A 21,558-nucleotide genomic window follows, 5' to 3' on the forward strand; every position below is an offset into this window, starting at 1 on the left:
GGAGTGAGGAACTCCATTATATTATCCAATAGCAATGATATTTTTCTTGAATAACACCGTGGATCCCAATGTCATCCCCAGTCCTATGGCTAACAAAACACCCATTTTTGGAAGAATACTGAGAAGTGGTAATTGTCTCCAAAAAATATCAAAGAATCCTTCCATACCCCAATAATTCACGCTAATTACCGCTACTTTCTGCATAAATGATGGCATCATAGTTATAGGAATCATACTGCCTCCGATGGCTGACATCAGGATGATAATAATCGTACTCATGCCTTGTAATTGTTGTCGTGTTTTTACGGTAGAAACTAATAAAACTCCAAAACTAGAAACCGCAAACGAGATACATAGAATCAATAATAGCAATGAGAGCGTATCCATAAATATTGGAAGTCCAAAGGCTAGCCAAGCGAAGACAAACATGGTGGTTAATTGCAATATGGAAACCACCATTGCTGTACCCATCTTTGACAATAGAATATGAAGTGGTTTTACTGGAGCGATCAACAAACGGTTTAAGGTTCCTGCTTCTTTTTCATCTAGCATTCCACCACCGATTGCCGCGATACTAAACAACAACATCATAATTGCTGTTCCTCCCACAGCTTGAACAAGGCCTGGATGGGCCTTGGTAGTACTCTCTTTGATCAAGGAGGTCGTTTTAAGTCGTACAGTATGGGTTGGATCTACTTTACCCAGATGATATTTTAATCCTTCTGTCAAAACGGAAAGTACAATTCTCATCTGTAAATCTCTGGCTGCGTCATACTTCAATTCTACAGGTAGACTTTTACCTTCGGTAACTGCTTGAGAAAATCCTTTTTCAAAAAATAAAGCACCTACATTCTTTCCTTTCTTTACCAAATCCAAAGCTTCCTCTTCTTGTGAAGGGATTAAACGAATAGTAGGCATAGCATCAAGCTTTGTGATCAATTCTTGAGAAGTAGTAGTACTATCTTTATCTACTACCAAAACACCCAAAGGCTTTGGTGCGCTCTTCTTTTTGGCAACTCCACCAAATGCGAAAGCAAAAAGTGTAATCATAATAATGGGGAGTAGAAAAGTAATCAGAATTCCTTTTTTGTCTGAAAAGTATAGTCGTAAGTCTTTTTTGAGAAGCGTAAGGATCATAATTGTGGATTTTATAGTTGATGGATGCAGTAGCGGTTAATCTCTTAGTTGTTTTCCGGTTAAGTGTAAAAAGATAGCTTCCAGGTTTACTTTGTTCAGCTGTATATCTTTGATTGATAATTGTAATTCGTTACTCACCGTAATCACGTTAGAAAGTTCTTGCACTGAGCCCTCTATGCGTATCTTATTTTTATCAGTGGTTATGGAGTAGGGAAGCAGCTTTTGGAATTCCTGTAAACTGTTTTCTGAAAGCAAACTATATTCTAACTGAATACTTTCCCTAGTGGGTACCAATTCTTTAAGCTCGGTTTGTGTACCTTGTGCAATGATTTTTCCAGAATCTATAATCGCAATTCGATCGCATAAACGTTCTACTTCTTCCATATAGTGAGTAGTATAGACAATGGTCATCCCTTGTTCGTTCAAGGTTTCTATAACTTCAAAAATGTGGTTTCTACTTTGTGGATCAATCCCTACTGTGGGTTCGTCCATAAACAACACTTTCGGTTGATGTAAGAGAGCAGCAGCAATATTGATTCTTCGTTTCATCCCTCCAGAATAGGTTTTGATCAAATCTTTCTTTCGGTCTGATAATCCAATCAATTCTAAAGTAGTATGAATCCTTTCTTTTAATACATCTTTTTGAATACCATATAGGTTACCCCAAAACATTAGGTTTTGGTATGCAGAAAGCTCTTCGTACAATGATATTTCCTGGGGTACCACACCAATCAACTGTTTACAAGTCGAAGGATGATCATTTGTAGCTATCCCATCGATATGAATGCTTCCTTCATCACTTTTTACAATGGTACTCATCATATGCAGAGTTGTAGATTTTCCAGCACCATTAGGCCCTAAAAACCCAAAGATTTCTCCTTTATTAATCGTAAAACTAATATCATTTACTGCCTGTATATTTTGAAAGGATTTGGATAAGTTTTGTACTTGAATCATGGTTAGTTGTTCGTTACTATTGATGATTCAAATATCGCAACGATAACCGTATTCAAATAAAGAATGTTACCGAATTGTAGGTTTTAAAAGATGAACTGTAAAATATCTTCAGACAGGGTAATTATATCTCTAGAAAATCTTCTTCAAAGCTGGAAATAAAGTCGGATATATACTTTTTATTGCGTTGTTCCTTTCTGACCACCAAATAATGCGTGCGTCGTAACCCATTTTTGCTGATACGCTTAAACACCAATTCTTTAGATAATTTAAAAGGTGCTAATTGCCATTTTGGAGCACACATAATTCCCATATTCGCCTGTATCATCGACAAAGTAATTTCAGTAAACGGAATGGCAGAAATTTTGATGGGATGTATTTTATTCGGTTTTAAAAAAAGTTCATACACGGCTACACCTTCAATGGGAAAAGAATTAATTAACAAATGAACATCACTAAAGTGACCTGCATCCAAATATTCTAAATCACATAGGGCATGCTCTCTATGCATAATGGCGAAAATCTCATCTTTAAAAACAGGAATACTCGAAAGTTCATCAGATTCTGGTTTTGAAGTTACAATAGCAATATCAATATCATTAGATAGTACTTGTGATATGGTCTGATGGGTGGCTCCAAGCTCGATATCTATATCAATTTCGGGATAGAGTATGCCCATTTTTTGAATAAATGAAGGAATCGCATGAAAAAATGATTGACATTCGGCGCTCAATTTGATCGTGCCTTTAGAACCTTCTTTAATATGTTTTATGGCTGTAAAACCTTCATCAATAGTACTGAATATTTTGTTTGCCAATTTATAGAGTTCAGTACCTTCTTGGGTCAATTCCCATTTATTTCTGGTTCTATGAAAAACCTTAAACCCCAGCTGTTCTTCAAGATCTCTTAATTGATGACTTAGTGCAGATTGCGTCAAAAACAAGCGCTCGGAAGAATTTGCGAGATTGCCTTCTTCTTCAATGGTTTTGATCAGTCTGAAATATTTTAACTCCATATCGTCAAAGATACGATACTTTATGCCTGCTTGTGGTTGAAAAAATTTCAACTAGACCTCATGAGCCTTCAATCTAATTCTTTTACGAACAGTTATTCTAACCATAATTTTGACATCAAAAGGAACAACTAGATATAATTTAAACCTGAGAAAATGAAAACAATTGGACTTATTGGTGGAATGGGATGGGAGTCTTCTAAACTCTACTATGAACGTTTGAATAAAAAAGTAAATGAAGTTTTGGGTGGGTCGCATTCTGCTAAAATCATTATGGTTTCAGTAGATTTTGATGAAATTGAAAAACTAACCCGTGCTCATCATTGGGAAGGGATTGGGCAAATTGTGAAGAACAGCGCAAAACAATTAGAACAGGCAGGAGCAGATATGGTTCTACTGTGCACCAACCTAATTCATATTGTAAGTGATGCTATTGTCGAAAATATCTCTGTACCATTTCTACACATAGCGGATGCTACTGGTCAACTCATACAGGAACATAAAGCTAAAAAAATACTGCTATTGGGTACCAAGTATACCATGGAAGAAGACTTTTATACCAAAACATTAGAAAATGATTATGGATTAGAAATTATTGTCCCAGCAGCAAGAGAAAGAGCTGAGATTCATGCCATCATTTATAAAGAATTATTAAAGGGGCAGTTTACGGAAGCCTCAAAAAAAACAATTCTAGAAATTATTAATAAAGCACTGAAGCAGGGGGTAGAAGGTGTGATACTAGGGTGTACAGAACTGCCCATGCTGATTAAAGATACCGATGTAGCTGTACCTACCTATGATACCGGAGCCATTCACGTAGACAAAGCCATATCAATGGCAATAAACACTCATTAAAACTATTATTATGGAAGCATGTAAACTAGAATACAATTGCGAGATACAAGTGCACAAAAGATCAAAAGTGAATCACATTTTTATAAAAGCCTTTACGTACTACATCAACACGATGAGTACATTGTTTTTTAGCGATGATGATTGTCACTGTAGATCCAAGGTAATTGCAAAAGGTATAATGATTCATAAATAAGAAAGTAGCTGTAATTGAAATTATTTCAATCCTACTTTTATTTATCTCAATTTCAAGATTATTTAAACTCCATATTTGGCTTTAGATTAGCCAAAACCAATAGCTAGATTATGAAAACAACTTCTCTCTTATCTATATCAGGAGTATTCTTTATGCTCTATACAGGTATTACCTTTTCTCAAAACCAACCGTTAAAAAACCATCTGCTTTTTTATAGTTCTTTTGATGAAAAACCTGCCGCTGATATATCCTCAGGAGATGCAATGATCTATACTGCTAAAAACTATAAAGACGCCACGAATGCTACATCTGGGCTGAATGACTCCAATGTTGTTTTAGCCAAAAACGAAGGGCTTTTTGGTGATGCTTTACACTTTAAACAAGCCAAAACATCTGCTGTTTTTTATAAAGCCTATAAAAATGTGGAGTACAGTACTACCTCATGGAGTGGTACGGTATCTTTTTGGTTGCGATTGGATCCTAACAAAGATTTAGCACCTGGTTATTGTGATCCTATATGCATTACAGATGTGAGATATAACGATGCAGCCTTATGGGTAGATTTTACAGATCATGATCCAAGGAAGTTCAGATTAGGAGCTATGGGAGACCTAGATGTTTGGAATCCAAACAATGAAAACAATGAGATAGAGTGGAACAAACGTACAGTTACAATCAACCAACCTCCCTTTTTAAGCAAAAAATGGACACATGTGGCTATTACTTTTTCAAAAGTAAATACAACTGCCTCTGAGTTTAAGCTCTATATCAATGGTAAATTTGAAGGAGTCATAAGAGATATTAACGATCCGTTTACCTGGGAACCCGAAAAAGGAAAAATCATGTTAGGGTTGGGGTATATTGGCTTGATGGATGAACTTGCCATTTTTGATAAATCACTACATGCAGAAGAAGTACAAACTGTGTTCAGATTAAAAAATGGTATAAAAACATTGTTGGACTAAAACTATAAGTACCATCAAAACAAATCTTCTATCATGTTATAATAATTATAATGTCTTACAAAAAGAATTTAATGTTTTGTATGTTTGGCGACTAACAAGTCATCAAATTATTACGAATGAAAAAATCATTTTTTCTGATACTTGGTCTATTTCTTTGTTTTAGCCAAGTTTGTGAAGCTCAAAAAAACTCAAAAAGAATACAGACGAAAAAACTCCTTTAGAGTCTATCAACATTTCTGGTCTTACATGGCGAAATGTTGGTCCTGCCTTAACCTCGGGACGTATTTCGGATTTTGCCTTTAATCCTAACAATCCTTATGAATACTTTGTCGCTACCGCTGCTGGAGGTGTATGGAAAACTATAAATTCTGGAGTTACTTACACTCCAGTTTTTGATGCACAAGGATCATACTCTATTGGGTGTGTGACTATGGATCCCAATAATTCTAATGTGATTTGGGTAGGTACAGGAGAAAATAACAATCAGCGTTCTGTATCTTATGGTGATGGTGTTTATAAGTCAGAGGATGGAGGAAAATCATGGAAAAATGTAGGCCTTAAAAATTCTGAACACATCGGAAAGATTATAGTACATCCAGAAAATTCAGATGTGGTTTATGTTGCTGCAATAGGTCCATTATGGAATAAAGGTGGTGAAAGAGGACTCTATAAAACTGAAGACGGAGGGAAAACCTGGAACGCAGTACTTACAGTTGATGAGCATACCGGGGTAAATGATGTTGTGATGGACCCTAGGGATCCTGATGTTCTATATGCTTCTACTTTTCAAAGAAGACGTCATGTCTATACCTACGTAGGTGGAGGACCAGGGTCGGCCATACATAAAAGTGTTGATGGAGGTACTAATTGGTCAAAAATAACTAAAGGATTACCAGAGGAAGAATTAGGTCGTATTGGAATGGCCATTTCACCAGCTAATCCAGAAATTATCTATGCTATTGTTGAAGCAGCCAATGGGAAAGGTGGTTTTTTTGCATCAACCAATAGAGGAGCGAGTTGGGAAAAACGAGGTTCACATGTTACCAGTGGTAATTACTATCAGGAAATTATTGCAGATCCAGTTGATGAGCATACCGTGTATTCTATGGATACCTGGATGTCTGTGACTCATAATGGTGGTAAAAGTTTCGAATTAGTAGGAGAGGATACAAAGCATGTAGACAATCATGCTATGTGGATAAATCCAAAAAACAACAAGCATTGGGTAGTAGGTTGCGATGGAGGGATTTACGAAACATTCGATGCTGCAAAAACGTGGGATTTTAAAAAGAACCTCCCCATAACTCAGTTTTATAAAGTTGCGGTAGATAATGATGCTCCATTTTATAATATTTTTGGAGGGACCCAAGATAACTTTAGTTTGGGTGGGCCTTCTAGGGTATTGACCGAACATGGTATCCGAAATTCTGAATGGTTTATCACCAATGGCGGTGACGGGTTTGAATCCCAAATAGATCCCAATAATCCTAACATCGTTTACGCCCAATCTCAGTATGGAGGATTAGTGCGTTATGATAAAAAAAGTGGTGAAAAAGTAGGGATTAAACCGAAAGCCAGAAAAGGAGAAAATGCCTATCGATTCAATTGGGATGCTCCTTTGGTAGTAAGTAGACATGTCACAGGAAGACTATATTTTGCTGCAAACAAGGTTTTTAAATCAGACGATTATGGTAATAGCTGGGAGGTAATTAGTGAGGATCTTTCAAGACAAATTGATAGAAACACTTTAAAAGTATATGACCGTGTAGTAAGTATAGACGCCGTTGCCAAAAATGGTTCGACATCACTTTACGGTAGTGTAGTAGCCTTTTCTGAATCACCACGAAATAAAAATTTACTGGCTGCAGGAACGGATGATGGATTAATCCATATTTCAGAAGATGGTGGACAAAACTGGAAGAAGATTTCAAGTATTCCAAAGGCTCCAAATCAGTCGTATGTCAATAACATCTTTTTATCAAAACATGATGAAAACGTAATTTATGTAGCCTTTAATCACCATAAATACGGTGATTTTAAACCTTATATTTTTAAATCTACAAATAAAGGAGTAAGCAGTTAGAGACATCGCTATTCAGGAACGTGAAAATGATTTAATACTTGGTACTTTTGGTCGAGGTTTTTATGTAATGGATGATTATAGCGCATTAAGAAGTATCGAAAATTCAGAACCAACAGATCAAGCAAAACTCTATCCTATAAGAACTGCATTGGTTTGGGAACAGAGTAGCCCTTTAGGTTTACCAGGTAAATCTTTTCAAGGAGATAACTTTTATACCGCTCCTAATCTGGGTCCAGAGGCAATGATTACCTATTATTACAACTCCGATTATAAATCGCTCAAGGACCAACGTCAGAAAAAAGAAAAAGAACTTATTACTGCTGGTGCCAACACTCCTTATCCTAATTATGATGCCTTAAAAGCAGAAGTAGACGAAAAGAAAGAGGAATTAGTGTTCTCTATTAAAGACGCAAACGGAAAAGTGGTAAAAAAAGAATTTAAACCTGCCAAAAAAGGAGTACAGCGTTTCCATTGGAATTTAAGATACACTACTCAAAATCCGATAAACCTTAGCAAACCGTCATTTTATAACCCATTTGCAGGAAAGGATGAAGGTACTTTGGTAGCTCCGGGAAGCTATACCGTAGAAATGGGATTATTGAAAAATGGCGAATTGCAATCATTGACTGGTCCTGTTACTTTTGAAGTAAAAGCATTAAATAATGTTGAACTCCCTGCAGAAGACCGTTTGGAGAAAGTCGCTTTCCAAAAGGAGATTGCCAAACTACAAGCTGATATGGGCGTTACCGAAAAACTATTGGCAGAGTCTCGAAATAAAGTAAAACACATTAAAGCTTCTATAAAACGTGCAGAGCAACCTTTTGAAACCTTGTACGCAGCGGTTATGGATGTAGAACAACAGCTGGATGAAGTACAATTGGGAATGTATGGCGATCCTGTAAAACGTCGATTAGATATTGACCAACCTTTGCCTCCTGCAAATCGATTAAGGAGTATTGGCTTTGAGCAAAAATATTCGACAGCAACACCCACCCAAACTCATCGTGATAGTTATGCAATAGCCAAAGAGGAAATCATGGTTTTCTACAAAAAAATGCAGCAGATTTACAATGAAGAAATCAAGGCATTAGAACAAAAACTAATTAATTCTGGAGCGCCATATACACCGGGTAGAGGGTATCAAAATAGAAACTAAACCGAAGTCGGCTAATATACCTAAGGTCATTCTAGAAGAAGCAGTAATCCATATAAAGACATTATTAATTCTTAAGCAACTTAATAATGTCTTTATATGAATTGCCAATAGGAATCTCCATACCTCCTAATAAGATTACATCTTTTGAGGTTAATGCAGCTATCTTCTTGGTATTAATGATGTACGATCTATGTACTCTCAAAAAATGATTAGGTAGTCGCAACACAAAAGCGCTTATTTTATCTTTGGTGGTAATAATATCATTAGTAGTATGTATACGTACATAATCTTTTATGCTGTCGACAAACAAAATAGTAGCAAACTCGATTCTTATCATTTTTTTATTCGAGTTTACAAAGATGTGGTCTACTATGGTTTCTGAAGAGGAATTGGATGAAGGTAGCATATTTGCTTGCAAAGCCCTGTATTTATTGATCGTTTTATAAAATCGAATAAAGGATATAGGCTTTAATAAATAATCAATGATATCTAATTCATAACCTTCCAAAGCATATTGTCTGTAGGCTGTTGTTAATACGACTTTGGGTTGTATAACTGTATTTTTTATAAAATCAATTCCTGTTACCACAGGCATTTGTATATCCAAAAACAAAAGATCTACACTATTACTTTGCAGAAAATGCCCTGCATCTATGGGGTTATCAAAGGTAGCAACTAGCTCAAGATCGGGTACTTTTTGGATGTGATTTTCTAGTACCTTAATGGCTAACGGCTCATCATCTACAACCATACATTTTATAACCATACTATTGCAAATTAATCTTTAGTTCTACTTGGAAATCATGATCTGTTTTGGTGCTTTTCAAATCGTAGTTATTTTTATAATTAAGCTCTAACTGCCTTTCCGAATTCAAAAATCCAATTCCCTGCCGTGATTGATCGGTGACCATATTTTGTTCGTTATAAGATAATGTATTAAAAACGGTAAAGCAAAGTTGATCTTTGTTGGTGGTCAGTTCAATTTTGATAATTGAATCTTTCAAGGTAGTACTCGCTCCATGTTTAAATGCATTTTCTACAAAGGATATCAGGATCAAAGGAGCGATCATCACATTGGGATCATGCAAATGATAGGTAAAATCCAAACTTAACTTATCTCCATAACGCAAGGACTCCAGATCTATATAATCCTGTATCAAGGAAATTTCGTTGAGTACCAGAACTTCAGGATCTTTACATTGGTACAGCATATAATCAAGTATATCTGATAGCTTGAGAACAACTTCTGGCGCTTTTTCAGATTTTTCCAGGGTTAGTGAATACAAATTGTTCAAGGTATTGAACAAAAAGTGCGGATTGGTTTGTGCTTTCAGAAATTTAAGTTCAGTATTCGCTTTTTCCTTTTGTAATACTTCAAATTGATGTCGCTCTTCAAAACGATCTTTAAAGGCCTTTGTCATTAGCATTAAAAACACAAAGACATAGACTGAAGGAAAATATACTACTGCCAAATGAAACGGAGCGGTAGCGATATCCAACAAACTAGTATATTCATAATATTGAGGAGTAAAAATTTTCGTCAGGTGCATGCTAAGAACCTTCGATAATATCAAAAGCATATATACCGACACCAAAAAAGACAATCCAAACAGGAAGTATTTCCTTTTAAACAGCAATTTAGGAACCTGATAATAGATCAATAAATAACTGGCGATTAACTGTGCAGGTAAAAAACTAAAACCACTAATCACTGTCTTCTTAACGCTTCCATCGTTTAATGCCGCCAATATCGGCAAGCTAATAAATAATAAAAACCAAAATATAAGATGAGAAACGACTCTATTTTGAATGATCCAATCGATCAAGTGCTTTCTTTTGATCATAGTTGATAAATATATAAAATAAGACTTGAGCATTTCTTTAAAAAAGATGAATCTTGATCATCTACGGTCCAAAAATCATTTCTAAAGGATAAAATCAGTTTTCTGTTGATAACAAGCCTATATCCAGATAAAATCACTCTTCGTCTATTCCTTATTTTTTGAAGTATTTCATTCAATATGTTTGTCAAAAAACAGAGCATTGCACTTGCTCCTTTCAAACTATAACAAAGACTATGAACAAAACAACACCATTACTCTGTATAATTATTCTTTTCATCACAAGCATAAACTTTGGACAAAACCTACCAAAATTTGTACATGTGCCTGGTGGAAGCTTCAAAATGGGTGACGAGTGGGGGATCAGCAATAAAGATCAACGTCCTGTTCACCAAGTTACACTAAAGAGTTTTAACATCAGTCAAACCGAGATTACTGTAGCGCAATACCGTGAATATTGCAATGCTACAGGAACAAAAATGCCCAAAGAGCCTAGTTGGGGGTGGCAAGACAATCACCCCATTGTAAATGTGAGCTGGCACGATGCTACAAACTATACCAAATGGCTATCTGATCAATTGAATAAAACAATACGACTCCCATATGAAGCAGAATGGGAATATGCAGCACGAGGAGGCAACCGATCCAAAAGTTATAAATATAGCGGTGGAGATAACATCCAAAAAGTAAGCTGGTATGGTGATAATTCTAATAAAACAACCCAAAAAGTTGCTAGTAAACAGCCTAACGAATTAGGACTATATGACATGAGTGGTAATGTTTGGGAATGGTGTATGGATAGGTACGGAGGCGATTATTATGCCAATAGTCCTAAAAATGATCCTAAAGGCGAAAACAAAGGAGATGCCAGAGTAATACGTGGTGGAGGATGGCATCTTGGTGCTTCTTTTTGTAGTGTAGCATATCGATATGGCAGCGCTTTCAATGGTGAAGTATATGAATACTTTGGGTTTCGGGTAGCTTCAGATAAATAACAATTCCCATTAAAGCTAACTCCCAAAAACAATAACAAAAAGAAAGCAATCAATTTGTGTTGAAATTGAATATTGATTGTAATATCCAAAATTTGATGATATGATTATAAAATTGAAAACAAACAAAAAAGCCTATTTCATACCTATACTTATAGGGGTATTCATCCTGAACGTTAGCAACATCTGGGGTCAGTATTCAAAAAATAATGAAGTATCTACTTTGGAAAATGCTTATCTAGGTCAAAAACCACCTGGTACAACTCCAGAACGTTTTGCTCCAGGAATCGTTGCTAAATTGAATTGGGAGTATGGAGGAACCTTTACTCCCGATATGAAGGAGTTTTATTTTTTACGGGAAGTAGGAGAGAAAGAAGAGGAAAAAAATAGAATTTGTGGTGTTTCAATATAAAAACAATCAATGGAAAGAGGCTGTAATATCTCCCAGAGTTGGGCAACCTTTTATTACCCCAGATGGTAAGACCATGCATTTGGGAAGAAGATATAAAGAGCGTACCCAAACTGGTGAATGGTCTGAGATCAAAAAACTGGGATCTCCATTTGAAGAGATTAGAATCATGCGGCTCACAGCATCCTTAAAAGGCACTTATGTTTTTGATGAGGTAGGAATGCCAGGCGGAAATGGGATTATCAGATATTCCCGATTAATTGATGGAAAACGTGAAGCTCCAAAACCATTTGGAAAACAGATCAATACCGGTAAGATGAATGCACACCCATTTATCGCTCCAGATGAATCCTATATCCTTTGGGATGGCAGAAGAGAAAGTGGTTTTGGTAATTCTGACATCTATGTAAGTTTTAAACAACCCGATGGTTCATGGGGAGAAGCAATTAACCTGGGTGAAACTATCAACACTGAAGCTTGGGAAGCGGCGGCTAGTGTAACCCCAGATGGTAAATATTTGTTCTTTAATCGAAATGTGGGTAAAGTGAAAGCAACTGACAAATATGATAATATTGACATCTTCTGGGTAGATGCTCAGATTATCGAAAAACTAAGACCTAAACCATAGTGTTTTTTGAATTGAAATAGTCTGTAGAGGCACTTTCTACCGTAATATCCAGAACAGTTTAATGTGTGTTCTGGATATTACATGATACTTTTGACTTCCAAGAAGTTTAATTTTTTCTAACTCTTTGACCTCTTACCGGTTCAGAACGTTCTACAAATACATCATCTTCATAGTAATTCAAAAATTGAGCAGGAAGCCCCAATCCTTCACGTAAAGGTTCTGAAGTTTGTTGCAAGTGATAATGTAAATGTGGCTCGGTAGAGGCTCCGCTATTTCCTACTTGCCCAATTTCTTGCCCTCTAGTCACCATATCACCTACAGCGACGATAACTGACCCTTTTTTTAAATGTGCAAGTATCGAAGTTTCTCCGTTTAGATGATCGATAATAACGTAATTCCCAACCTGAGTACGATTTACAGTACCAGGTTGATTGTCTTCAACAGCGTTTTCAATCGCTACTACCTTGCCATCTCCCGGAGCGTTCAAACGCTTTCCAAAACAAAAATAATCTTCATTTTTACTACCATTTCCCGAATAGCTTCTACGATTTTGTACAATCAATAGATCATAAGCATACCGTTCACTACGTGAAACAAAATGATGGGCTCCATCACCATGCGTTCTTCCGGCATTGACCGCAAACCATTCTTCTTCAAAAGGCAATTCTAATGTTGTAAGGGTTTGATAGTTGAGATAGATATCTTCGTCCAGATCTCCTTCATTTCCGATTAGAGTATCAGCACAAGATATAGGTGATACGACCAGAATAATACATAAAGTATACGTAAGTAACTTCAAAAATTTCATGATGAACTAAAATTTAAAGTGAATACCAAGGTTAATTTGATGTTGCAGTTCTCGATAGGCATTAAAAACCTGAAGCCTATCGTAATTAAAAGTATAGCTGGCTTTCAGATCAAAATGAGTAGAGAGCCTGTATTTATATTCGGTGGTCCATAGGGCGCTTTGATACTTGTTTAATGAATAAAAGCGTTCCTCGAATGTAGAAGTTCTCCAAAGGATAACTGGGATCACTATTTTGGATGAAATGGACTGGTTCTCATTTATCTGATAGGCAAATCGTCCTGCAACACCTAATTTTTGTTGAACATCATATTGCCGCCAGTCGAAATAAGAAGATACATTGGTTTGTGTTTGTAGCCCCACATGTGCTTTAAACTTCTCATTTTTATAAACTTGTTTCAACGTACTTATATTCAACACTAGTTTAGCATATTGCGGATTTGCCTCTGGAATGATATTCGTTTCTAATTCAGAATTTAAATAACCGAGTTGTACCTCAAACAGCTTTTCCTTTTTGGTAATACGGGTATATTTAAGTTGATAATTCAAAGCATTATATTCATAACGTTGAACTGGGGCAAAGGCCAGATTTTTTAGGTACCCAAGAGTATATCCTGTAGTGAGTTCTAGTGTATTTTTTGAAGTATTATTTTCTTCCTGAGAGAAAACAGTGGAGATAGAAAACGTAACAATAAAAAAGACGATTCTTTTATTCATAAATTAAAGGTTGAATGCGTGTAGAGAAAGATCCTTGTACCTATACAGTTCTTTTGCAGATCAAAACACACTACTTTTTGAAAGCAAAGCAATTGAAAAAATGACATTAAAAAATAGGTATTTGATCATCGTCGCATATTCGATGATCAACGTTGAGATCCTCAATTCAACAAATAAATTTTGTCGTTCTTTGTTGAAAACAATACAATGAATGCTTCAAGAATAGGACTATATATCGGACATATTGCATTCTGGTCACTCAATTATTGGTTTGTTATTTTTGGATCAGCATTCAACTGGAATGGTTTTAGCTATAGTGATGGTAGCTTAGCTTACGCATACGCCTATGGACTTTTCTTTAATGCGTTATTGTTTTATGCTCAAGCTTTTTTATTTCTCAGCATCTATAAACGTAACCAAAAAATAAGATTTTACCTGGTAAACCTTGTTATCATTGTTTTAGTTACGGTAATTGAAACATACTTGGATTTTTGGGTCTATGACCTGTATCACATTACCGGTGAATTAATTTCAGGAAGTTTGACCACCAATTTTATTATACATGTTTTATACAGTGCAGCTGGTTTTTACTACATCATAAAATTTGAATACAGAAAATCAGAAAAGGTCAAGCAAAAGTTGATCGAGGAGACCTACAAGTCAGAATTAAAATATCTAAAAGCACAGTTAAATCCTCATTTTTTATTTAATGGTATCAATAGTGTGTACCATCTGATAGGTAAAGATGATACCTTGGCAAAAGAAACCTTGCTTCAATTTTCGGGTTTATTGCGGTATCAATTGTACGAAAGTAATGCACATATTCCGTTAGAAAAAGAACTAGATTATATACAGAAGTATATCAAAATAGAAGAGACTCGTAAAGGCGGAGACATCAACTTAATTTATGATATTCAATTCGAAAACGCTGAACTAAAAATTGCACCTCTATTATTAATCCCTTTTATTGAAAACGCTTTTAAACATTGCAGCAATCATATCGATAGTAACCGTAATACTATTGATATTCAAATTAAAGAGCAGGCAAAGCAGCTTAGTATGAAGGTGATCAATAGTTATGATGATATATCTATAGTTAAAAATGGAGTAGGAGGCATAGGGTTACAAAATGTGCAAAAACGTTTATCTTTAGTCTATCCGGATCAATATCATTTAAGTATCCAAAAAGAGAATGCTCAACATATGGTTAATCTTTCTATTCGATTATAATATACTCAATGAAGCCACTTAACTGTTTGATTATAGATGATGAACCCATTGCCAGAGAAGGCATTGCCGAGTATTGTAATCAGATTGAATCGGTACATGTGATTGCACTATGTAAGAATGTATTGCAAGCCAATCACTTCCTGGAACAACATCAAATTGATGTAATATTTCTGGATATCAATATGCCTTTGGTTTCAGGTATGGATTGGTTAAAAGGTTTACAAAATTCTCCTTCAGTCATCATGACTACTGCATATGAAGAATATGCGCTAGAAAGTTTCTCATATAATGTCTTGGACTATCTGGTAAAGCCTATTTCTTTCGAACGATTTTTGCAGGCAGTAAACAAGGTATATCACTATCTCGGAGATACCTCTATGGATCATGTGCTTTTTGTAAAAAGTGACAAACAGCTGAAAAAGATTGCCCTAGCAGACATTCTATTTGTAGAAGCCATGCAAAACTACATCAAAGTCATAATAGTGGGAGAGACTATAATTACTAATATGTCTTTAAAGGCGTTTAAAGAACTACTCCCTGAAGAAACCTTTATACAAACACATAAATCATTTATTGTATCCAAATACAAGGTAGACAAAATTGTAGATAACCAAATTTGTATTGGAAAGTATCATATTCCTATAAGTGTACGGCTCAAAAAGGCGGTTTTGGATTGTTTTTAGAAAGAAACCGATAAGAATATATAACTTACACTAATTGAGAAGTTTGATCCATAATAGTTTAAAATATTTCACATAATTATTTATATTTACATACCTCATAATTACAATCGTTAGTACCCCCTTTATTATTTATTATCTAAAGTAAAGAATTCCTTAAGAAAATCTTTACTTGATCTGTTTTGTCGATTACTAATATTGACATGAGTATCAATAACAATTGATTTTAATACCATGAGATGTTTTGGAAGAACTAAAAACCTTAGGAGATGTAAAAACAATTGCAAGTTTTTGTATTGCTCAAAACATAGATTTCAGTGGTGGGCAATTGTTGTTATTATAGTTACTCTAGGTGGTTTATATCAGGACATTCTGCGGCCTTTGTTTTTTGAAGAAACAATAGAATCAAATAATACCACAAATGATAACAATACAGATCAAGAAGAAGAACAAAAATATAAAGACCTAATACCAAAAGACACCATAAAATGAGATATGTTTTTATATTCTTTTTTCTTTTTTTGCTTTAAATCTTTGCCTTGGTCAATCAAAAAGAAGTAAAAAAAGAACAAAAGCCTCCAAGATTGACATTGTACATTACTCTAAAGAATATGATAAAAATCATTTCCCATTATTAAATTTCACTTTACATAATAAATTACCACAAGAAATTTTCATTGCTGAGTTAGAAATAGAATTAATAGATTTTTTTCTAACGGAACAAATAGAGGTGGAAAAGATCTTAAAGAATTGAAACCAACAGTTTTCTGGAATTTAAGTCTTCCTAATAACAAGATGACGATTCAATATGAATCACATTATCCGTTACGATTTGATTCTGGGGAATCGGACACGGTTCAAATACGAGCTTTCTTTCAAAAAAATGAGAAAAAGTATCCTCCAAACGATATTGGTTTATTCATATTGAGAATTTCTTTTGTTACAAAAACCGGGATTAGAATTACCTCAGAAAAAATACGTCTTGGAAGCTCTATTTATGAGAAAAAATAAGGTTAAGATGAAAATAAAAAGATATCTGCATTTAAAAGCAACTATCCTGGTTGTATTCTTTTTTACGTGTACTCATATAGATGCACAAGGCATGTTTGGAGCAATAACAAAATTAACTAATGGAAAAAAGTACCTAGATCAAGGGGACTATAGAAATTCCTTTAATGAGTTTAATTCGGCAATATCTCAACTTTCTATTTATGATAAACTTATTCCATCAGAAATGGATACAAGAAGTGCGCAATTATATTGGGAAAGTTTCCTGAAATCATCTGATATTTATTGTTCGTTAGGTGTCAAATTATTTAACGAAGGGGATAAAAAGATTACAATAGATTTATTCAAAAGTCATTTGATTTTGAAATCATACATGATCTCTCAAGAGCAAAAATTTAATGGGAGATTACTTACAAAAACACAAAAGAGAGATTTAAATAGAACATTAATTGAACTACGCCATGCCAAAAGACGACTTTCGAAAGAAGTGTACAAATCTAAACTGAAATTATATCCAGCTTCTATCCAAAGTAGAATCTCAGGTTATGAAAAAATGATAGACAGAGAAATAAGATTTAAAAATTGGATCAAGACAGATTGGACTGTCATAAAAGGAAATTTGGAAAAAAAGAAGCAGTTGTAGAAGTAATAAAGTTCAAAGATTATTTTGACAAAAATAAAATTAAGTATCTGTTTTTAATACTCAAAAGTGATAGTATTACTCCAGAAGTAATACTTATTGAAGATGGCTTACTATTAGATACAAAAGCATTCAAAAACTATTCTAACAAGATACAATTCTCGGAAGAAGACATAAAATCTTATGATATTTATTGGACTCCATTAAAGGCTAAACTAAAAAATATTAAGACCGTATATTTTAGTTCTGGAGGTGTTTATAATTTGATTAATCTCGATGTTTTAAAAAATGTTAGGACTAATAAATATCTCTTTGAAGAAATAGACATTCGGAAAATATTTTCAATAAAACAACTGATGAAAAAACCTTCACCCAAAGGTTTCAACAAGGAATACACCTATAGTTTAGGGTTAATTGGAGCTTCTGTACATACCAATAGAAAAGGCGAAAACGTCGGTTTTGAAGATTTAAAATATGCGCAACCCGAAATTGATACAATCTTAGCTATCTATAAGAAAAAACACATGCTTTCTCCTATAGTCTTATCAGGTAAAAACGCAACCGAAAGTAATTTTTTTAAGGGAATGTACACTTCTAATTTGATTCATTTTGCTTGTCACACGGATAATTTGGAGGATGTAAATGACACCCACGAAAAGACTACATATGAAACGTATTTTGAACAACCGAATCAGTATATAAGAAGCTCCATCGTATTATCGCAGAATCATTCTTATAGCAATATATATGATGGTTACTTAACTGGCTATGACATATCTACAATGTCATTACCAAAAGAGTCTGTAATCGTATTATCTACATGTGGCACCGAAAACCAAACTATTAAACGTTATGAAGGTGTTTATGATTTACAAAGGGCATTTTTTGTAGCAGGTGCAGATATTATAATTTTAAGTAGTTGGCCACTCGACGATAAAATTGCGTTTGAATTTATGAGTTACTTTTATACTTATTTAATTGAAGATGAACTTAGTTTTAGAGAGTCATTTAAAAAAGCTCAACTTAAAGTTAAAAAAAGCTTGCCAAAAAAATCTGAAACTCAAAAGTACTGGGGTGCCTTTCAAATAATAGGGTTATAGTATTAAGACTTCTTGAGAAGTGTTTTTATTTCAAGCATGCCAAATGATATAGGAGCAATGAGTATAACTTAAATTGCTCACAACTTCGCCAAATCCTCCAATTTTTCGGAAACAATAACTTTATACATTGCGCTCACGGGAACTTTGGTGTCTTCAATCAACAAATGGGTACGGGTGGCTTTGATTACCCGTTCCAAATTGGCAATATAGGATTTATGGGTACGCTGAAAATTCTCTGATAATAAGGTAGTGATATTGATTAAGGTTTCTGAAATCAGGTACATTCTGGTATCCGTAAAGATCTTCAAGTAATTTCCAAAACTTTGGATATAGAGAATAGAAGTAAAGGGAATATTTACAGGCATTCCATCATGTTTGATCTGTAACTCTTCCTTTGCGCTATGTTGTTTCGGTGCCGAAATGGTTGACACTGTGACCTTGTTAATGGCTTTCAAAAAACGTTCGATCTTTATAGGTTTTAATAAATAATCTACTACACCATAATTATAACTTTCCAGCGCATATTCAGAATAAGCTGTCGTTAAGATCACCTTAGGCGGACGTACCATGGCATTCAAAATTTCTATCCCATTCAACTCCGGCATTTCAATATCCAAAAAAATAAGATCTACTTCATTATGCTGGGCAAAGTTGATAAACTCCAAGGGATTACCAGTGCTGAGTACAATTTCAAAATCGTCAATTTTAGAACAATACTCTTCCAACACTTTGCGCGCTAGTATTTCGTCATCTATGATACCTATTTTCATCATAAAGCAGTTTTTGCTTGGGGAGCTTTTAAATCGATAGCTAAATTTACACGATATTTTTTTTCCTGATCCTCAATCTCTAATACGTGATCAGGATACAATAGCTGTAAACGCCGTTTTACATTCTCAAGTCCAGTTCCTTCTCTTTTGGATGCCGTAACTGTAGTAGGTTTTGAATTGACCACACAAAAATTTAATACGGTACCCTTGATCGTAGTAGTAATATCTATAGTGCTCTGGTCGTTTGTGCTTTGGGCACCATGTTTGACTGCGTTTTCTACAAAAGGAATCAATAACATTGGGGCTATGGTAAAGTCCGACACTTGTCCCTCGATAACAAACTCTATCTTACAACGGGTACTCAATCGCTTTTCTTCCAGTAACAAGTAGTTTTCTATAAATTCTAGTTCTTCTTTTAGTGAAACTGTATCCTTTTTAGCACTCTCTAACTGATATCGCATCAATTCCGATAGCTGCATCACCACATCAGGCGTTTCGGGGGATTGTTGACGAGATAACGCATAAATACTGTTTAAGGAATTAAACAAAAAATGGGGATTGACCTGCTGTTTTAAATAATTGAGTTCTATGTCCCTTTGTAGTTTTTCCTTTTCACTTTTCTCTTTTTGAATGATAATACTTCTTCTTAAAAAGAAAGCCGCCATACCCGTTCCCGTAGTATAAATCAAAAAGAAAAACATCTTATTAACAGTATGCCAGCTGTATGCATGCCCTCGTATATACGCACCTACAAATATGATCCCAATTACTAGAATAACATATAACACATAACGTCGCTTATCTAATAGAAAAGGGATAAAAATAAAATGGTTGATCCAGATAATCACCATAATATACAAGGTATAGTTAAACCCATGCATATAAAAAGAATAGGCGGTTTCAAAATTATCCCGGGATGCCCAGATACTTAATATTTCAAGGATACCCACCAGCAAAAAGGCGCCTGCATTAAGGAGTATGGTGTTCTTTATGGACCTGTTGAACATATGTGTTTTTATTGAAAGGGTATAAAGATACTTATCTATACGCAGCAGTTGCTATAATTTCTTACAAAAGCCATATATCAATGATGAAATGAGGTCATCACTTAATCGCTGTGTTTATCCTGTTTATATGGTTTAACATAAGTTATACGATAATTTAGTATCGCAAGTAATAAAAATAGAGTAAATATGAAAATCACTAAATTATTAACTTTAATATGTATTATAGTGTTAAATACTGTCTTTGCTCAAGAAAAGGCAGAAAAGGATCCTGATAAACCAGTAGTTATCTTAGGCGAAATATCTTCACTTCATTCAAAAGTCTTAAACAAAACTATTCCACTATCAATCCATTTACCTGAGAACTATGATAGTTCCAAGAAAACCTATCCCGTGCTGTATATGTTGGGTTCAGACTACCGAGCACGGTTTGCTATGTTAGCTTCTACACTAGACTACATGGGTGAGGGACAAATTCCTGAGATGATACTCATCGGAGTAGATTTACCCGAAGGAAATAGTATTTTGTTGCCAACAAGGAAAAATCAAGATACAACAATTCCGGATGGTTATATCAACTTCTTTGAGACCGAGCTAATACCGTATGTTGACGATACATACCGTACAGCCCCGTTTAGAGTGCTTTATGGTGCCTCCAACAGTGGTTTTTTCACTGTTTATGCGCTGCTCAATAAGCCCCATCTGTTTAATGGCTACTTCGCAAGCAGTCCATCTCTTATGCACATACCAATAGTGCTTCAACAAAAAATAAAAACTGGCCCGTTAAAAACACTAGCAGAAAACAGATTCCTACACATTATTTACAGCGATGATGATCGTGAAGATACCACAACGACTATTGCTGAATTCTCCAGTGTTTTAAAAGAAGACAAACCTGAAAATTTCACCTATAAAGTAGATGAATTGATAAATCAAGGTCATGTACCAGCCATAGATTTCACCATGTATCTTCTTGCGTTATACCCCGACTTTAACCCCTATGAAAATTTGGCTACTTTGGATAAATTAACGCAACATTTTGATCAATTATCAACTCGATACGGGTACAAAATACATCCGCCAATATCTATAATAATGAATCTAGGGATCGATGCAATACGAAGTAAGAAGGTAACGGTTGCAGAAAAAATCTTCCAATATGCTTTACAAGTGTATCCTGAAGGAAAAGAATCTTACATAGGTATGGGGGTAGTACGTAGGGATCAAGGGGAAATTGAAAAGGCTAAGACTTTATTCAAAAAGGCACTAACGATAGATCCTGATTATTCATTGGCTAAACGTTTGTTAGAACGACTCAAAAATTAAAATCTGGATGTACTCATCAAAGATCTACTGGGTGAGCGCTCAGGTTTTTGAGC

General features: G+C 34.9%; 22 protein-coding genes. 13 read left to right on the forward strand and 9 right to left on the reverse strand.

The genetic code is table 11. The features are described 5' to 3' along the window. Positions 1–21 precede the first annotated feature (21 nt). The 3 genes from AC0L3Q_RS13025 to AC0L3Q_RS13035 form a co-directional block, all read right to left on the reverse strand. On the reverse strand, positions 22–1,137 hold the full coding sequence (locus AC0L3Q_RS13025; RefSeq protein ID WP_473279858.1) for an ABC transporter permease: 1,116 nt from the start codon (positions 1,135–1,137) through the stop codon (positions 22–24). 36 nt (positions 1,138–1,173) lie between these two features. Then, positions 1,174–2,094 carry an ABC transporter ATP-binding protein gene (locus AC0L3Q_RS13030; RefSeq protein ID WP_473279860.1) on the reverse strand — a complete coding sequence of 307 codons (921 nt, stop codon included), beginning with the start codon at positions 2,092–2,094 and terminating at the stop codon, positions 1,174–1,176. 121 nt (positions 2,095–2,215) lie between these two features. Beyond that, positions 2,216–3,157: a LysR family transcriptional regulator gene (locus tag AC0L3Q_RS13035; protein ID WP_473279863.1), complete on the reverse strand. Its 942-nt coding sequence runs from the start codon at positions 3,155–3,157 to the stop codon at positions 2,216–2,218. A gap of 102 nt (positions 3,158–3,259) precedes the next feature. Between AC0L3Q_RS13035 and AC0L3Q_RS13040 the strand changes: the two genes are divergently transcribed. The 4 genes from AC0L3Q_RS13040 to AC0L3Q_RS13055 all read left to right on the forward strand — a co-directional run bounded on the left by AC0L3Q_RS13040 (position 3,260) and on the right by AC0L3Q_RS13055 (position 8,355). Continuing rightward, positions 3,260–3,958, forward strand: a complete 699-nt coding sequence (locus AC0L3Q_RS13040; protein WP_473279865.1) for an aspartate/glutamate racemase family protein — start codon at positions 3,260–3,262, stop codon at positions 3,956–3,958. Between the two features lie 303 nt (positions 3,959–4,261). Further along, complete coding sequence (locus tag AC0L3Q_RS13045) at positions 4,262–5,116, forward strand: LamG-like jellyroll fold domain-containing protein (RefSeq protein ID WP_473279868.1); 855 nt, start codon at positions 4,262–4,264, stop codon at positions 5,114–5,116. A 430-nt stretch (positions 5,117–5,546) separates the two neighbouring features. Then, positions 5,547–7,199, forward strand: coding sequence for a WD40/YVTN/BNR-like repeat-containing protein (locus tag AC0L3Q_RS13050; protein WP_473279870.1), 1,653 nt, complete (start codon positions 5,547–5,549; stop codon positions 7,197–7,199). 67 nt (positions 7,200–7,266) lie between these two features. Further along, positions 7,267–8,355, forward strand: coding sequence for a flagellar hook assembly protein FlgD (locus AC0L3Q_RS13055; RefSeq protein ID WP_473279872.1), 1,089 nt, complete (start codon positions 7,267–7,269; stop codon positions 8,353–8,355). Positions 8,356–8,419: 64 nt separating this feature from the next. Here AC0L3Q_RS13055 and AC0L3Q_RS13060 read toward each other — a convergent pair whose 3' ends face one another. Together AC0L3Q_RS13060 and AC0L3Q_RS13065 are read right to left on the reverse strand one after the other, a co-directional pair. Continuing rightward, on the reverse strand, positions 8,420–9,121 hold the full coding sequence (locus tag AC0L3Q_RS13060; RefSeq protein ID WP_473279874.1) for a LytR/AlgR family response regulator transcription factor: 702 nt from the start codon (positions 9,119–9,121) through the stop codon (positions 8,420–8,422). Between the two features lies 1 nt (position 9,122). Next, positions 9,123–10,199: a sensor histidine kinase gene (locus tag AC0L3Q_RS13065; protein ID WP_473279876.1), complete on the reverse strand. Its 1,077-nt coding sequence runs from the start codon at positions 10,197–10,199 to the stop codon at positions 9,123–9,125. Between the two features lie 233 nt (positions 10,200–10,432). Between AC0L3Q_RS13065 and AC0L3Q_RS13070 the strand changes: the two genes are divergently transcribed. The 3 genes from AC0L3Q_RS13070 to AC0L3Q_RS13080 all read left to right on the forward strand — a co-directional run bounded on the left by AC0L3Q_RS13070 (position 10,433) and on the right by AC0L3Q_RS13080 (position 12,225). Beyond that, on the forward strand, positions 10,433–11,191 hold the full coding sequence (locus tag AC0L3Q_RS13070) for a formylglycine-generating enzyme family protein (protein WP_473279878.1): 759 nt from the start codon (positions 10,433–10,435) through the stop codon (positions 11,189–11,191). A 100-nt stretch (positions 11,192–11,291) separates the two neighbouring features. Further along, entirely contained in the window at positions 11,292–11,600 is a 309-nt protein-coding gene (locus tag AC0L3Q_RS13075; protein ID WP_473279880.1) for a hypothetical protein, read from the forward strand. After that, positions 11,584–12,225 (forward strand): TolB-like translocation protein, encoded by a 642-nt coding sequence (locus AC0L3Q_RS13080; RefSeq protein ID WP_473279882.1) that lies wholly within the window; start codon positions 11,584–11,586, stop codon positions 12,223–12,225. The genes AC0L3Q_RS13075 and AC0L3Q_RS13080 overlap by 17 nt, the downstream gene beginning before the upstream one ends. Before the next feature lie 106 nt (positions 12,226–12,331). Here the strand turns inward: AC0L3Q_RS13080 and AC0L3Q_RS13085 are convergent, their stop codons facing one another. Both AC0L3Q_RS13085 and AC0L3Q_RS13090 read right to left on the reverse strand, forming a co-directional pair. Then, the gene (locus AC0L3Q_RS13085) at positions 12,332–13,033 is read right to left on the reverse strand and encodes a M23 family metallopeptidase (RefSeq protein WP_473279885.1); all 702 of its coding nucleotides are present in this window, start codon (positions 13,031–13,033) and stop codon (positions 12,332–12,334) included. Positions 13,034–13,039: 6 nt separating this feature from the next. Further along, a complete protein-coding gene (locus AC0L3Q_RS13090) occupies positions 13,040–13,747 on the reverse strand; it encodes a hypothetical protein (RefSeq protein ID WP_473279886.1) in 708 nt (235 codons plus the stop codon). Between the two features lie 207 nt (positions 13,748–13,954). On the opposite strand from AC0L3Q_RS13090, the gene AC0L3Q_RS13095 reads away from it, so the two are divergent. From AC0L3Q_RS13095 to AC0L3Q_RS13115, 5 genes are all read left to right on the forward strand, one after another. Next, positions 13,955–14,977, forward strand: coding sequence for a sensor histidine kinase (locus AC0L3Q_RS13095; RefSeq protein ID WP_473279889.1), 1,023 nt, complete (start codon positions 13,955–13,957; stop codon positions 14,975–14,977). A gap of 8 nt (positions 14,978–14,985) precedes the next feature. Continuing rightward, positions 14,986–15,660 (forward strand): LytR/AlgR family response regulator transcription factor, encoded by a 675-nt coding sequence (locus AC0L3Q_RS13100; RefSeq protein ID WP_473279891.1) that lies wholly within the window; start codon positions 14,986–14,988, stop codon positions 15,658–15,660. Positions 15,661–16,407: 747 nt separating this feature from the next. Then, positions 16,408–16,668: a hypothetical protein gene (locus AC0L3Q_RS13105; protein ID WP_473279893.1), complete on the forward strand. Its 261-nt coding sequence runs from the start codon at positions 16,408–16,410 to the stop codon at positions 16,666–16,668. A 7-nt stretch (positions 16,669–16,675) separates the two neighbouring features. Next, entirely contained in the window at positions 16,676–17,308 is a 633-nt protein-coding gene (locus tag AC0L3Q_RS13110) for a hypothetical protein (RefSeq protein WP_473279895.1), read from the forward strand. Beyond that, a complete protein-coding gene (locus AC0L3Q_RS13115; protein ID WP_473279897.1) occupies positions 17,248–18,405 on the forward strand; it encodes a CHAT domain-containing protein in 1,158 nt (385 codons plus the stop codon). Before AC0L3Q_RS13110 ends, AC0L3Q_RS13115 begins: the two co-directional genes overlap by 61 nt. Positions 18,406–18,482: 77 nt before the next feature. On the opposite strand, the gene AC0L3Q_RS13120 is transcribed toward AC0L3Q_RS13115, so the two are convergent. Together AC0L3Q_RS13120 and AC0L3Q_RS13125 are read right to left on the reverse strand one after the other, a co-directional pair. After that, positions 18,483–19,178 carry a LytR/AlgR family response regulator transcription factor gene (locus tag AC0L3Q_RS13120; protein ID WP_473279899.1) on the reverse strand — a complete coding sequence of 232 codons (696 nt, stop codon included), beginning with the start codon at positions 19,176–19,178 and terminating at the stop codon, positions 18,483–18,485. Beyond that, positions 19,175–20,182 carry a sensor histidine kinase gene (locus AC0L3Q_RS13125; RefSeq protein ID WP_473279901.1) on the reverse strand — a complete coding sequence of 336 codons (1,008 nt, stop codon included), beginning with the start codon at positions 20,180–20,182 and terminating at the stop codon, positions 19,175–19,177. Before AC0L3Q_RS13125 ends, AC0L3Q_RS13120 begins: the two co-directional genes overlap by 4 nt. 186 nt (positions 20,183–20,368) lie before the next feature. Here AC0L3Q_RS13125 and AC0L3Q_RS13130 point away from each other — a divergent pair, with 186 nt between their 5' ends. Beyond that, entirely contained in the window at positions 20,369–21,505 is a 1,137-nt protein-coding gene (locus AC0L3Q_RS13130; protein ID WP_473279903.1) for an alpha/beta hydrolase-fold protein, read from the forward strand. Positions 21,506–21,558 lie beyond the last annotated feature (53 nt).

This window comes from Aquimarina sp. KJ22-3, assembly GCF_055808215.1.

Excerpts from the sequence above, each read along its gene's own strand:
- AC0L3Q_RS13045 (WP_473279868.1), top strand. The coding sequence starts at position 4,262 with ATGAAAACAACTTCTCTCTTATCTATATCAGGAGTATTCTTTATGCTC.
- AC0L3Q_RS13060 (WP_473279874.1), bottom strand. The coding sequence starts at position 9,121 with ATGGTTATAAAATGTATGGTTGTAGATGATGAGCCGTTAGCCATTAAG.
- AC0L3Q_RS13130 (WP_473279903.1), top strand. The coding sequence starts at position 20,369 with ATGAAAATCACTAAATTATTAACTTTAATATGTATTATAGTGTTAAAT.
- AC0L3Q_RS13120 (WP_473279899.1), bottom strand. The coding sequence starts at position 19,178 with ATGATGAAAATAGGTATCATAGATGACGAAATACTAGCGCGCAAAGTG.
- AC0L3Q_RS13075 (WP_473279880.1), top strand. The coding sequence starts at position 11,292 with ATGATTATAAAATTGAAAACAAACAAAAAAGCCTATTTCATACCTATA.
- AC0L3Q_RS13065 (WP_473279876.1), bottom strand. The coding sequence starts at position 10,199 with ATGATCAAAAGAAAGCACTTGATCGATTGGATCATTCAAAATAGAGTC.
- AC0L3Q_RS13125 (WP_473279901.1), bottom strand. The coding sequence starts at position 20,182 with ATGTTCAACAGGTCCATAAAGAACACCATACTCCTTAATGCAGGCGCC.
- AC0L3Q_RS13110 (WP_473279895.1), top strand. The coding sequence starts at position 16,676 with ATGAAAATAAAAAGATATCTGCATTTAAAAGCAACTATCCTGGTTGTA.
- AC0L3Q_RS13030 (WP_473279860.1), bottom strand. The coding sequence starts at position 2,094 with ATGATTCAAGTACAAAACTTATCCAAATCCTTTCAAAATATACAGGCA.
- AC0L3Q_RS13070 (WP_473279878.1), top strand. The coding sequence starts at position 10,433 with ATGAACAAAACAACACCATTACTCTGTATAATTATTCTTTTCATCACA.
- AC0L3Q_RS13055 (WP_473279872.1), top strand. The coding sequence starts at position 7,267 with ATGGATGATTATAGCGCATTAAGAAGTATCGAAAATTCAGAACCAACA.
- AC0L3Q_RS13050 (WP_473279870.1), top strand. The coding sequence starts at position 5,547 with ATGGATCCCAATAATTCTAATGTGATTTGGGTAGGTACAGGAGAAAAT.
- AC0L3Q_RS13090 (WP_473279886.1), bottom strand. The coding sequence starts at position 13,747 with ATGAATAAAAGAATCGTCTTTTTTATTGTTACGTTTTCTATCTCCACT.
- AC0L3Q_RS13100 (WP_473279891.1), top strand. The coding sequence starts at position 14,986 with ATGAAGCCACTTAACTGTTTGATTATAGATGATGAACCCATTGCCAGA.
- AC0L3Q_RS13025 (WP_473279858.1), bottom strand. The coding sequence starts at position 1,137 with ATGATCCTTACGCTTCTCAAAAAAGACTTACGACTATACTTTTCAGAC.
- AC0L3Q_RS13040 (WP_473279865.1), top strand. The coding sequence starts at position 3,260 with ATGAAAACAATTGGACTTATTGGTGGAATGGGATGGGAGTCTTCTAAA.
- AC0L3Q_RS13095 (WP_473279889.1), top strand. The coding sequence starts at position 13,955 with ATGAATGCTTCAAGAATAGGACTATATATCGGACATATTGCATTCTGG.
- AC0L3Q_RS13085 (WP_473279885.1), bottom strand. The coding sequence starts at position 13,033 with ATGAAATTTTTGAAGTTACTTACGTATACTTTATGTATTATTCTGGTC.